The sequence below is a fragment of the Streptomyces sp. MB09-02B genome, assembly GCF_033794485.1.
In the GTDB taxonomy this organism is placed as follows: Bacteria; Actinomycetota; Actinomycetes; order Streptomycetales; family Streptomycetaceae; genus Streptomyces.
In genome coordinates, this window is the sequence record NZ_JARGEE010000266.1 from 1 (window position 1) to 12,667 (window position 12,667).

Consider the following 12,667-nt stretch of genomic DNA (forward strand, 5'->3'; position numbering starts at 1 on the left):
AGATCCGCAAGGACGCCTATTACTGGTACAAGGCCAACTGGGCCGACACTCCCACCCTCCACATCACCAGCCGCCGCTGGACCCAGCGCACCGACGCCAGCACCGAACTGAAGGTCTACTCCAACGCGGACAGGGTCACCGCCACCCTCAACGGCGTCACCCTGTCCACGCTGAGCAGCGGCGACCACATCTTCAGATGGCCCAGCATCACGTTGCGGCCCGGACAGAACACCGTGACGGTCACCGCGACCATCAACGGCTCCACCTACACCGACACCGTCAACTGGACACTCGGCTGAGAAGCACTGCCCTTGGCCACGGTGACACTACGGCGTTGCGTGCCGGTCGTCCCCGCGCCCGCAGGCTGACACAGGACAGCCTGCGGGCTTGCGGAGGCAGATGACGGCGGGAGGCCCCTTCGGGCCCGCCCGCCGTCGTACGCCAAACCCACCGGGCGGGATCCCCCAGGCCCCAGCTGATGACAGAGGTCGGCTGGTCATCAACCAGCCGAACTCCAGATCCGATCTTTGGGCTGAACACCGGCCCTGCGTGAACTTGTTCAGCCGGGCCGCGCCGCAGGCCGACCACGTCGCGGCGAGTGCCTGCTCGCCCTCGACGGGCCCCGGCTGATCGACTTCGGCATCGCGGGGCCCACGGCCGCCGAGGCGACGGAGCTGACCACGGACGACATGATGGTGGGCACGCCCGGGTTCCTCTCCGCCGAGCAGGCCCAGCCCGGTGGGCCCACCGAGCGATGTGTTCTCCCTGGGCTGCGTCCTGGCGTACGCAGCCAACGGACGTCCGCCGTTCGGCACCGGCGCGGCGGACGCGCTCCTCTACCGCACGGTCCACGACCCGGACCTCAGCGGCCCGCAGAAGGGGGCGGGGAACGCACAGGACGGGCCGCCCGGCTGGCCGTGGAGCGGTTCAACGCCCGCGAGCACAAGCCGTTCGCGCTGGCCTGCAAGGTGGTGGGCGACCGGGGCGAGACCGAACGGGCCCAGCGAGCGGCCAGGCGCCTGACGCGTGACCGCGAGGTACTCGTCGTCCTCGGCCCCACCGGATACACCTCTGTCCTGGCCGCCAACTTTCCGTTGCCTGGGGCGGCACGATCAGGTGCGCGCGAGGAAGCACTGGCAGGGAACTGAATGCGCTCAGACAAACCCGGGTCCGGGGCGGGCGTGTCGCTCAGCAGGAAGGGGGTGCCCTGCGCGTCGTGCTGCTGAGCGCCACGCGCGGGCGCCGAAGAGGCCGGAGGTGTCGAAGGTGGTGTACAGGCCGAGTTTCTTGCGCCGGCGGAGATCGCACTGGACGGGGTCCACCTGGTCGGCGTGTCTGCCTCATCCTGCTTCGCCGGAAACAGGCTCGGGAACTTCACCCGGCCTGACCGGCACGATCTCGACGCGAGTGCAGCCCACGGCTTTGAGTTCGGTGCGGCGATGCTTCGCGGACCGTTTGTCATACCTGCAGCCCGACGCCTGGGGGGTGCCGTCCGGGTCGGTCCACAGGAGACCGTAGTTCTGCATCACGCTCGTCATGGAGATCATCACTTCCCCTCCCCCGGCGGCCGTAAGCACACGCGAGTCCCGCGGGGCGCTGATGCTTCGCCTGCGGGCGGCTCCACCGGGACGCGGCCCGAAGTCCAGCGATGCGGCACCTATTGAGGAAGGAGCAGAAGAGGTCGGCCCGTGTCACGTCGGTCTCGCTGCTCTTCGTCCTTCTGCTGTCCCTGGTGATCTGAGAGGTCTTGAGGCCCGCGAGTGCACATCAGTCGGCTCGCCACGCAAGGATGGCCAGCCCTGCGGACACTGCGGCAGCGATCGCGGCGATCACCGCGAGGCCCGAGGTCAATGCCGCGTCGGCGGCGTGCAGCAGGTCTGCACCGGCTGCCGGTGGTAGTTCCGTCGAGGCCGCCGCCGCCTGGCTGTGGCCCTCCCGGGCGGCGTTTGCGGAATCCGGCGGCAGGGTGTGCGGGATGTGGACGCCGATGTGCTGCCGATACACGGCGGCACCGATGCTGCCCAGGACCGCGACGCCGAGGGCGAGTCCGAATTCGGTGCCGGTTTCGGACAGTGCCGACGCTGCTCCGGCCTTGCCCGGTGGTGCCGAGCCGACGATGAGATCGGTGCCGAGGGCCATGATCGGTCCCTGCCCGAGATAGACGACGACGATGCTAAGCACGACCAGTGGCAGTCCCGACTCCGCGGTCAGTTGGGTGAGGGTCGCGAACCCGGCCGCAGAGGCCAGCAGCGAGATGCCGACGATCCGTCCGGGTGGGAACCTCCGTGCGAGTCCGGGGGCCAGTACGGAGGTCAGGACCATCGCGCCGGACGACGGGAGCAACCACAGGCCCGCCTGCAACGGCGACAGCTCGGCAACCTGTTGCAGGTACTGCGTGACGAGCAGGTAGACGCCCGCGGTTGCGGAGATGCCGACCGTCATCACGATCATCGCGACCCGGAATTGCCGCATGCCGAACAACTGCACGTCGATCAACGGGTCAGGAATCACCAGTTGACGCCGCACGAACAAGGCACCGGAAGCGATGCCCGCGGCGATCGAAACCATGCTGGTCGTGATGGGGCCGCCCGCGGCGAGGTGTTTGATGCCGTAGATCACCGACAGCACGGTCGCCAAGGAGAGGGCGACGCTGATCAGGTCGATGCGACCGGGCGCGGGGTCACGATGCTCTGGCAGTACCCATGGCGCTGTGACCAGCAACAGCGCCATCACGGGCACGGCGATGAGGAAAGCAGAACCCCACCACCACGATGCCAGCAGCGCGCCGCCGACGACGGGGCCGAGCGCGACGCCACCCGAAAGGCACGCCGCCCAGATTCCCATGGCCATCCCGCGCTGCGTCGGGTCGCGGAACATGTTGCTGATCAGCGCGAGCGTGGACGGCATCAGCGTCGAACCGGCGACACCGAGCAGTGCGCGCGCCGCGATGAGAGCCGTCGGCGTCGGTGCGTAGGCGGCGACGACCGATCCAGCGGCGAACGCCGCGGCGCCCATGAGCAGTAACCGGCGGCGTCCGATGCGATCACCGAGGCTGCCCATCGGCACCAGGAAGGCGGCGATCAGAAACCCGTAGCTGTCGGTGATCCACAACAGTTCGGTGGCGGTGGGCCGCAGGCTCGCCGCCAGGTGTGGTGTGGCCAGGTAGAGCACCGTGACGTCTGCGGCGAGCAGGAGGGTGGGCAGGGCGAGCACCGCAAGCCCCAGCCAAGTCCGGGGGCTCGCCTGTTCGGTGGTCACGACCGATCGTCTTGTCATGCAGCCGACGCTAAAGTCTCACACCGGTGTCAGAGTCAAGCCCGGGAGGACCCATGCGAATCGGCGAGCTCACGCGTCGCACCGGTGTCAGCGAGCGATTGCTCCGCTACTACGAGGATCAGGGCTTGCTCGCCCCGACTCGACGCGCGAGCGGCTATCGGGAGTACTCACCATCGGATGTGGTCGTGGTGGCGCACATCCGCAACCTCCTGGCCGCCGGCCTGTCCACAGCCACGATCGCCGACGTCCTGCCGTGCATGGGCAAGGACGGAGAGCGGCTCATCGCCGACTGCCCCGAACTCGTCGACGACCTCCACCGTGAGCGTGAACGGATAACCGCCTCCATTCACGCACTCGAGGCCGCCCGCGCCACCCTCGACACCATCATCGCGACCGCGCCACCCACGCTCACGCGAACGGCGGCCACCTAGAGGCCGCCCGTGGTCCGGGTCAGCGCTGAGCCGTCGGAAGGGCGCGGATCCTCAGTGATCGACGCCGTCGAAGCCAGCCAACTGCCCGGACGCACCGGCTTCGCATGCCATCTGCGCCGCGAAGTCGACGCCGTACGGCCGGACTCAGCCCGGAGTGGAGTTCTGGCGGCACCGAGGGCGCCGTGAACCGCATCATCATGCTCAAGCGACAGATGTACGGCCGGGCCAAGCGTCAGGATTTCCCGACATGTGGCCAGTTGGCGCGGTTACGCAAGCAGCCGAAAGTGAGGCCTGCGTGGGAAATCCACTAGCGAAACGGTCGGCTCGGTTGGGAGGTTCGAGCCATGAATACCCGGCTCAATAACGTGCCGAGCCATCCGTGGCTGGGTGCCCCGATCGATGCCCGCCCCCTGTTTGCCCCGGAGCAGGCCGCGCTGATGACCACGCTGCGCGGCCTGGCGCCCGCCGACTGGGCCAAGGAGGCGCTACCGGGCTGGACCGTGCGAGATCTTGCTGCCCACGTCCTGGGCGACTTCTACGGCCGGCTTGCCCGGGACCGCGACGGTCACCAGGAAGGCCCCACCCTCGCACCGGGCGAGACTCTGGAGGCGTTCATCCACCGCATCAACCAGGAATGGGTGGATGCCCAGTGCCGGGTGAGCCCGGCCGCCCTCACCGACACCCTCGACCTGCTCGGCGGTCAGGTCGTCCGGTTCTTCGAAGCCACCGACCCCGACGCCCCGTCCTTGGGAGTGTCATGGGCCGGCGTCGATCCGGCGCCGATGTGGCTGGACAGCGCCCGCGACTTCACCGAGTTCTGGACCCATCGTCAGCAGATTCGCCACGCCGTCGGGCGGGGCACCGATCCTGATCCTCGCCCGCAGCAAGTGGTTCTGGACACCTTCATGCGAGCCCTGCCCCGCACCCTGCGTGAGGCCACCGCGCCGGTCGGTACTCAAGTCCAGGTGCGGATCGACGGCCCGGCCGGTGGCACGTGGACAGCGACAGCCACCGGGGACATCTGGTCACTCGCCGAGCCGGACACCGAACGTCCTGCCGCGCTCGTGAATCTGGACTCGGAGACTGCGTGGCGCCTGTGCACCCGCGGCATCCAACCGGAGACTGCCCTGGCCCGCGCCCGTATCGCCGGCGACCGCGAACTGGCCGAAGCGGCCTGCCAGATCGTGTCAATCGTCTACTGACGCCAATGGATCGTACGCCGAGGCAGACACGCCACCGGGGATGCCCTGATCATCCGGACCGACTATGCGGACGAGGCTGCATGGCGGGCGGTGGTCGCGGACCTGGCTCAGCCGTGGGGAGACGACGGCGAGTTTGAACCCTCTGTTCACCTCGTCGACGATGCAGCCTGGGCCAATCGCACGCCCGATGAGGTCCTCAACGAGGCGAGGCCGGACGAGAACCTGAGCGTTGTGTTCCTCGCCGACCGGGTCACGATGCAGTCCGCCCATCGCGCGCTACTCGCCCTCGACATCACCGAGGACGAAGAGGAAGACCTCGGCCCGATGTGCTACCAGGAGCTCATCGACTCCCCGCCGCCGCCCCGAGGGTTCCGGACCGCCCCAGCCGGCGTTCACGACGTGCACGCCAATCTGTCGATCGCCGACATGGACTTCGCGGAGTTCGCCGAGGCAGCCTCCGCCGATCCCGACCGCATATACCGGTCCTTCTGAAACAGCCTACGCGCCGGTATTTCACTGGGCGGTCTCGTCATCGGGCGGTACCGTGGGCCATCAGACGCACCGCCTGCTGACGCCTCGTTGGGAGGCCGCCGAGCGGCGCCGGCTGACTGAGTGGGGGCTGCCGAGCAAGCCCGTGAGGCCGCTGCGGGTGTGGCTCAACCCGGATCACGGCCCGGCGCTGGATGCCCTTCCCTTCGACCTTGTGTGGGCGACGACCTGGGAAGAAGAAGCCAACGCTTTCATCGCGCCACTCCTGGGACTGCCCGAGCTGCCCTTCATTCCCTGGTCCTCACCGCGGGCCCGGCCCGGCGGCGGTGTGTTCTGGAAGACGCCGGAGATCGTCGCGTGGGCGAAAGGCCGTGCGTTCGCTTGGATCGACGACGAGATCACCGAGGCCGATCGCGCCTGGGTGGAGGAACACCACGACGGTCCCGCCCTGCTGCACCGAATCGATCCCCGACGCGGCCTCGCCATCGACGACTTCGCCGCGCTGACGGCATGGGCGACCGGCCTGGACCGACTTCACCGACGCTCGACAACCGCCCATGACGCCATTCCGCCCGGACTCGGCGAGGACCTCAGCGGGGGTTCTGGCAGCCGTCTCATCCTCTTGCCTTGAGGACCACGGTCAAGGGCAGGAGCTTGTGGTCGCCCCTGGCCCGGACGCGGCGAAGCACTGCGGCGGCGTCCTCCAACTCGGCCTGTTCGTCCTCGGGCCAGGCCGCCATCCGTTCGCGTCGTCGTGGAGCCCGACGAGCTGGACGAGATCGTGCCGGGCGGGGCACAGGCAGCTGGCTCGGTCATGCTCCACTGGCAGGGCGCCTCATCGTGGGAGACGCGCAGCCCGGCATCGAGCCAGTGGAGATGCTCGCCGTGGGGTCCTGTGAAGGCGATGGGGCGTTCGTCGAGGGCCAGCACGAACGTGGCGCGTTCGGTGGGGACCGGTTCAGGCAGGGAGTGAGCAGCGTGGGGAAGACGCTGGGGGCCTCGTTCGAGATCCAGCGGCATGGGAGATTCCGCATCGTTCGCGCGAACTGGGCGCGTGCGTCGGAGGAGAGGTAGGCCAGGACCGCGCTGTAGAAGACCACGGGCGTAGCCCCCTCAGAAGCCTGAGCCACCAGTCTGCTCACTGTCTCGTTCAGGTCGCCCCGAACCATGGGCGCGGGCTCGGCCCGTGCCACATCGAGGGCGCCGCGCAGCCGCTGCAGCCGCTCGGTCTGCTCCGGCCGGACCAGGCTCTCCAGCCAGTTGGCGTCTCCGGGATCGGAGGGGTCGAGTGGGTTGAGGTCGACCCGGCCCGCCAGACGACATCGGGCAGCTGACGTGGTATCGGCACCGGCCCGGTGCGGCACGGAAGGATGACCGGGCTGTCTGCGGGACCCGATGCCTGACTCCGGTCATAGAGGTAGCGGTACCGGTCCGGGTAGAGACAGAGCCCGGCCGAGGCTCCGACCTCGATCAGTGCCAGCGGCTGCGGCAGCGCCGCCAGAACCGGCAGAACCGGCAGAACCGGCAGAACCGGCAGAACCGGCAGCAGGGTGGCGCATCGGGCGCTTTCGTTCGTTTGCGTCAGTCGGGCGAGCATCAGGGAGCTCACCTGGTCCCAGCGCGTCATCACCCATGTCAGAAACGCGCCGGTCGAGTCGAGGGGTGCGCCGAGGCGGCGCGCGGCAGCCAGCAGCAGGTTGGGCCGGCGTCGGTGCCCGGGGCGGGGGTGCTGCTCACCTGGCCACTCATGCACTCTCCTCCTCTGGTTGATCAAGTCCTGCCCGATATCGAGGGCCTGGACGCGGCGAGTGGGTGTTGCGAGAGAGACAAGGGGGCGGGGCGGTCGAAGTATGCGTCAGCTGTTCCGAAGGCCGACCGCCAGGGTCAGTTCAAGGACCCGGTGCGGCGATGCGAGATCCGGAAACAGCTCCCGCAGCTGCGACATCCGGTACCGGACGGTCTGGGGGTGGACGAACAGCGCCGCCGCCACCTCGTCCCGCCTGCCCTGGTGCAGCAGCCACGCCCGCAACGTCTCCTCCAGCCGCTGCGCGGTCGCGGCGGGCAAGGTCCGCAGCGGTGCGAGGGCTCGCGCACGCAGGTCCGCCAACGCGTCCGCGTCGGCGCTCAGCACCAGCTCGGGCAGATGGTTCTCGGTGTCGCGGATATCGGAGGAGAGGGAGCGCGCGCGTACGGCTCGTGCGTACGAGGCGGACGCACGCGTCCATGGCCGGGCCGGGCCGACCACGGCGGTGCGGTCGGTCAGCTGCCGCAGGAGATGCGATCGGTCGGCGTCGGGGACGAGCAGCACACCGGTGGCGTCCGGCAGATCGTCGAGGACGAGGGTGCCCGGGTCGAGCGCGCGGTAGGCAGGCCGGGCCTGGGCGGCGGGCAGCAGGACCGCGGTCAGCGAAACCGGTGGCTGCCATCCGGCCCGTTGAACGGAGGCCAGCAGCACGTCCCGGCTCGCGCCGGCGAGGAGGTCGCGGGCCAGGTGCTCCAGGTGGCGCTCGTGGGCCCGGCCCTGGGCGGCCAGTTCGTCGGCGTGGCCCGCGGCGCTCGCGGCGGAGAGCTCGTCGATGTAGGCGAAGGTCAGCTCGGCGAACTTGGCGACCTCGGCGGCGGGCAGACCCGCGGGTACGGCACCGGCTGCCAGGCATCGCCAGGCCACGCGGGCGCCGACGCGGTAGGCGCTGAGGAGGGCGTCCATCGAACGGCCGTCGCGCACCTCGCCGCGGCCCAGCTCGTAGGCCGCGTCACCGGCGTCGCCGCCCGTGGCGTTGCCGCTCGCGAGGTCCAGGTAGTGCCCCAGGGCGGTGCGGACGGCCCGGCGGATGGTGGCGCCCATGTGCCCCGACAGGGCGTTGGCGTAGGAAGGGACCTCGTCGATGATCGCCTGGACGACCTCGTCGGCGGTGGTCCTCAGCGCGGCCCGAAGTGCGGTGACCGTCGTCTCGTCCAGGGCCAGTTCGCTGGCCCTCCGGATTGCATGGCTCACGTTTTTGTTCCCTGCGAACAATTCAGTCGACCAGATTCACGTCCTGCGGTCAGGACTTTACGCCCTGAGGCGCAGCAAGCTGGAGTCATGACGAGTACAGCCCTCCGCAGCAGGGCGTGGAAACTGTTGGAGATGGTCACGACGCCGCTGCTGCCGTCGGACTACCTCGACCTGGTCAGCCCGCTGCGTGCGGGCGCTGACCTGCGTGGGCGCATCGAGGCCGTGCACCCCGAGACGGGTGACGCCGCGACCGTCGTGATCAGACCGGGGCGGGGCTGGCGGGGCCACACGGCCGGTCAGTACGTGCGGATCGGGGTCGACGTCGACGGGGTGCGCCTGTGGCGTGCGTACTCCATCACCTCGCCGACACACCGCCAGGACGGCCGCGTCACGATCACCGTGAAGGCGATCCCGGACGGCAAGGTCAGCAACCACCTGGTCCGCAGGGCGGCACCGGGCACGCTGATCCACCTCGACCAGGCGACCGGCGACTTCGTCCTGCCCGAGGCCAAGCCCGCCAAGGTGCTCTACCTGACGGCCGGCAGCGGCATCACGCCCGTGATGGGCATGCTGCGCGACACCGAGTTCGACGACGCCGTCATGGTCCACTGCGCGCCACAGCCGCAGGACGTGATCTTCCGCGACGAGCTGCACGACCTGGTCGCGGGCGACAGGCTGCGTCTCACCGAGGTGCACACCGACACGGACGGCATGCTCGACATCGCCCGTCTCGACGAACTGGTGCCCGACTGGGCCGAGCGCGAGACCTGGGCCTGCGGGCCCGCGGGCCTGCTCGACGCCGCCGAAGAGCACTGGACCGCGCACGGTGTCCTGGAGCGCCTGCACACCGAACGCTTCCGCCCCGGAATCGTCCTCGCCGACGACAGTGTGGGTGGCGAGGTCACGTTCAGCACCACCGGCAAGACCGTCGACGCGGACGGCACGACGCCGTTGCTGGACGTCGGCGAGGAGGCCGGCGTGCTCATGCCGTCCGGGTGCCGCATGGGCATCTGCTTCGGCTGCGTCACGCCGCTCAAGGCGGGCGCCGTCCGCGACCTGCGCACCGGCGAGATCACCGAGGCCGAGCCGGGCGTCCTCATCCAGACCTGTGTGTCCGCCGCGGCGGGCCCCTGCGACATCGAACGGTAGGAGCACCTTGACCGCCATCGACCCCACCGCCCACCTGACCCCGGAGCAGATCGAGGAGCTCGGGCGCGAGCTGGACTCGATCCGCGACGAGGTGATCGCCGACCGTGGCGAGAAGGACGCCGCCTACATCCGCAAGGTCATCTCGGCGCAGCGCAGGCTGGAGCTGGTCAGCCGGGGCGTGCTGCTGTTCTCGTTCTTCCCGCCCGCGTGGATCATCGGCACCGCCGGCCTGTCCGTGGCGAAGATCATGGACAACATGGAGATCGGCCACAACATCCTGCACGGCCAGTGGGACTGGATGCGGGACCCGAAGATCCACTCCACCACGTGGGAATGGGATCATGTCTCGCCGGCCGACCAGTGGAAGCACTCGCACAACGAGCTGCACCACACGTACACCAACGTGATCGGCAAGGACAACGACCTCGGCTACGGCATCATGCGCGTCGACGAGGACCAGAGGTGGCACCCGTTCCACCTCGGCCAGCCGCTGTGGAACCTCATCAACGCCTGCTTCTTCGAGTACGGCATCGCGGCGTACGACCTGGAACTCGGCAAGAACCTGCACAAGCGCCGCCGCAACAACCCGGAGTTCCGCGCGCGGGCCAGGGCTGTGGGCCGCAAGATCCGCAAGCAGGTGCTCAAGGACTACGTGATCCACCCGCTGCTGTCGGGCCCGTCGTTCCTCACGACGCTCGCCGCCACGTTCACCGCGAACCTGGTCCGCAACATCTGGACCCACTCGGTGATCATGTGCGGGCACTTCCCCGAGGGCGTGCAGGTCTTCGAGCGCCGGTCGATCAAGGGCGAGACGCGCGGCCAGTGGTACCTGCGTCAGATGATGGGCTCGGCGAACATCAGCGGCAGCAAGGCCATGCACTTCATGACCGGCAACCTGTCGCACCAGATCGAGCACCACCTCTTCCCGGACCTGCCGAGCAACCGGTACGCCGAGGTCGCGGTGAAGGTGCGCGCGTTGTTCGAGAAGTACGAGCTGGAATACGTCACCGGGCCGCTGCCCAAGCAGGTGTTCTCCGCGTGGCGCAAGGTCATCCGGCTCTCGCTGCCGAACAAGAAGCCCAAGGCCAGGACACCGGACCGCGACCAGGAGCTCATCGCGGCCTGAACCCGGTGATCGGGTCGGATCCTTCGATCGTACGTATGCATGCCCCCGGCCAGATCCACCCTCAGTACTCGGTGGAGCCGGTCCACGACGTCCCGTACGGTCGTCCCGTGATGATCAGAACGGGCGGCCCCCGCAGTCTCGGTGTCCCTTCTTCCGAGGCGCGGTTGCGCTTCGATACGGAACTGCAGGAGCTCGGTGGCGGGCCGCGACGCCGTCTGCTCATGGTCGACGACGAGCCCGCCTTCGAGCTCAGCTTCTACTGCGGAACGTGCCCGCTCCTGTTCCGCAGACTGGAGACCGCGCGAGAGAAGTTGTCTCTGGAAAGCATGCAGGAACGGCTCATCGGCTCGCTGGACGATCCTGATGATCCGGACGGCGGCGGGGTGATCGAGGCGTTCGGTGCGTTGCTGCCAGAAGGCGAGTACCTCCCGCTGCTCCTGAGCGTGGAACCCCGGCTGATCATCCCGGGGAAGGAAGGCGACTACTTCAGCGGTGAACAGGTCACGACGTGGGGGATCGATCAGTTCTGGGGCCTCCCCGAGTACCCGCACACCCCGTACTACCGGACCTTCGAGACCGCGGTCGACGCGGACGCCCACCTCTACGAATTCGTCGTGCCCATGGTCCCCCCGACATGGAACGAGAGGCACCGTGTCGACGAGTACGCCGCGTTCATGGGACAGGGAACGGTCCCCACGGCGGTGGCGATCTCCACGCTGGACGTGTGCCGACCCGCCCTCGGCCTGGGCGGTGCCCCCTCCGCGCACTGGGGCCTGACCCACTTCCTCCTCGACGGCCACCACAAATTAGAGGCCGCCGCCACAACCGGCCGGCCTGTGCGGCTCCTCTCGCTCCTGGCCCTGGGCGCCAGCCTGGCCGGAGCGGAGGACTGTGCCCGGCTGCCTGCCCTGCGCGCCCAACCACGCTCGGGCAGAGTCACCGGATAGTCGGCCTACATGGCGGAGGTCATGCGAATTCACAGGACAGGTGCGAGGCGGCTCCGCGATCATCGGCCGATGACCAGGAGACCGGACCTTCTCAGTCTGAGCATCGCGTGCCCTCCGCCCGACGAGGGCGTCGTGGAGGTCCGCCCGATCGTCAACGGCCGGGATCTCCTGGCCGAGGTGGTCCCCGGTGGCGTAGGAGGCTCCCGGTATCTGGGAGTGGGCCCCAGGCATCTGCTGGGCCAGGACGGGCCGTTGCACGCCACGGCGACGCCCCACGAGGTTCGCCTTGCCTGGTCCGGGTGCGGTGTGGAGGAGTGCTGTGGCGCGCTGTACGTGACCATCACGCGTAGGGGCCATCACGTTGTCTGGGCGGGCTGGCGCGACCTGGCCAACCAGGACTTCGACCTGCCGGAGCTCCGGTTCACCGCAGGTCAGTACGCGGCCGAGGTCCTGCGGGCCGGGGAGGACCGCAGCTGGGAGTGGCCTGCAGGGGCGGTTGCGCGACTGTTGGAGGCAGGGCTGAGGGGGCACGAGGACTGGCTCGTCAGATGGGACTGCGAGTTGGAAGGCGTCTGGGCCTCCCGCAAGGAACCCGATCGCATCCATGTCGTCCTGAGGCATCCCCGTACCCGGGCCGACGCAGATCTGCCCTGGCTCCAGTTCGGCATGACCCTCCCCATCTCCGCCGAGCCCTCATCCGACCAAGCCGAGCGCCTTGAAGCGCGGCTGACCGCGGGCGACCCCCGTGCCACCGCCGAGGTCTGGGGAGGGTCGCATGATGCCGAGCAACTGGGCTACCCATGGCCGCCGGTCGACCCGCTGTCCCTGTGAAGGCGGGAGACGGATTTCGGGCGAACAGGGATGAGCTGACGCCGGGGTGCGGACGGTGATCGACGCGGGGATGAACGATGTCGGGCCCGCCGGTGAAGAGGCGGCGGGCGAGGGGCTACCGCGCCCCGGGTGAGCTGTGTGTGCAGTAGCTTCATGGCGTGTCCACGCCCCCGCCGCCACAGCAGCCCTCCGTGTTTCAGCCGTACCTCCTGCCACCACCC

The 12,667-nt window shown here is 69.0% G+C and carries 11 protein-coding genes and 3 pseudogenes; 10 read left to right on the top strand and 4 right to left on the bottom strand.

Going from position 1 to position 12,667, the window contains the following annotated elements:
* On the top strand, positions 1–299 hold a 299-nt coding region (locus tag P1P70_RS29750; RefSeq protein ID WP_413471571.1), incomplete at its 5' end, for a DUF4982 domain-containing protein.
* Positions 300–593: 294 nt separating this feature from the next.
* A pseudogene (locus tag P1P70_RS29755) lies at positions 594–1,085 on the top strand (protein kinase domain-containing protein); the annotation flags it as partial.
* 255 nt (positions 1,086–1,340) lie between these two features.
* Here the strand turns inward: P1P70_RS29755 and P1P70_RS29760 are convergent.
* Both P1P70_RS29760 and P1P70_RS29765 read right to left on the bottom strand, forming a co-directional pair.
* Positions 1,341–1,547 (bottom strand): hypothetical protein, encoded by a 207-nt coding sequence (locus P1P70_RS29760; protein ID WP_319243163.1) that lies wholly within the window; start codon positions 1,545–1,547, stop codon positions 1,341–1,343.
* A gap of 220 nt (positions 1,548–1,767) precedes the next feature.
* Positions 1,768–3,276, bottom strand: a complete 1,509-nt coding sequence (locus P1P70_RS29765) for an MFS transporter (RefSeq protein WP_413471572.1) — start codon at positions 3,274–3,276, stop codon at positions 1,768–1,770.
* 53 nt (positions 3,277–3,329) lie between these two features.
* Here P1P70_RS29765 and P1P70_RS29770 point away from each other — a divergent pair, with 53 nt between their 5' ends.
* The 4 genes and pseudogenes from P1P70_RS29770 to P1P70_RS29785 form a co-directional block, all read left to right on the top strand.
* On the top strand, positions 3,330–3,707 hold the full coding sequence (locus P1P70_RS29770; RefSeq protein ID WP_319243167.1) for a MerR family transcriptional regulator: 378 nt from the start codon (positions 3,330–3,332) through the stop codon (positions 3,705–3,707).
* A gap of 344 nt (positions 3,708–4,051) precedes the next feature.
* Positions 4,052–4,909 (top strand): maleylpyruvate isomerase family mycothiol-dependent enzyme, encoded by an 858-nt coding sequence (locus P1P70_RS29775; protein WP_319243170.1) that lies wholly within the window; start codon positions 4,052–4,054, stop codon positions 4,907–4,909.
* Between the two features lie 90 nt (positions 4,910–4,999).
* Positions 5,000–5,401, top strand: coding sequence for a DUF6924 domain-containing protein (locus P1P70_RS29780; protein WP_319243173.1), 402 nt, complete (start codon positions 5,000–5,002; stop codon positions 5,399–5,401).
* A 52-nt stretch (positions 5,402–5,453) separates the two neighbouring features.
* Positions 5,454–5,924, top strand: a pseudogene (locus P1P70_RS29785) (hypothetical protein); the annotation flags it as partial.
* A gap of 286 nt (positions 5,925–6,210) precedes the next feature.
* Here the strand turns inward: P1P70_RS29785 and P1P70_RS29790 are convergent.
* Both P1P70_RS29790 and P1P70_RS29795 read right to left on the bottom strand, forming a co-directional pair.
* Positions 6,211–7,025: pseudogene (locus P1P70_RS29790) on the bottom strand (DUF2332 family protein).
* Between the two features lie 228 nt (positions 7,026–7,253).
* Positions 7,254–8,393, bottom strand: a complete 1,140-nt coding sequence (locus tag P1P70_RS29795; protein WP_319243176.1) for a helix-turn-helix domain-containing protein — start codon at positions 8,391–8,393, stop codon at positions 7,254–7,256.
* An 87-nt stretch (positions 8,394–8,480) separates the two neighbouring features.
* On the opposite strand from P1P70_RS29795, the gene P1P70_RS29800 reads away from it, so the two are divergent.
* From P1P70_RS29800 to P1P70_RS29815, 4 genes are all read left to right on the top strand, one after another.
* On the top strand, positions 8,481–9,542 hold the full coding sequence (locus P1P70_RS29800; RefSeq protein ID WP_319243178.1) for a ferredoxin reductase: 1,062 nt from the start codon (positions 8,481–8,483) through the stop codon (positions 9,540–9,542).
* Positions 9,543–9,549: 7 nt separating this feature from the next.
* Entirely contained in the window at positions 9,550–10,668 is a 1,119-nt protein-coding gene (locus tag P1P70_RS29805; protein WP_319243180.1) for an acyl-CoA desaturase, read from the top strand.
* Between the two features lie 110 nt (positions 10,669–10,778).
* The gene (locus P1P70_RS29810; RefSeq protein ID WP_319243185.1) at positions 10,779–11,615 is read left to right on the top strand and encodes a hypothetical protein; all 837 of its coding nucleotides are present in this window, start codon (positions 10,779–10,781) and stop codon (positions 11,613–11,615) included.
* A gap of 69 nt (positions 11,616–11,684) precedes the next feature.
* On the top strand, positions 11,685–12,446 hold the full coding sequence (locus P1P70_RS29815; RefSeq protein ID WP_319243182.1) for a hypothetical protein: 762 nt from the start codon (positions 11,685–11,687) through the stop codon (positions 12,444–12,446).
* The last annotated feature ends 221 nt before the right edge of the window (positions 12,447–12,667 follow it).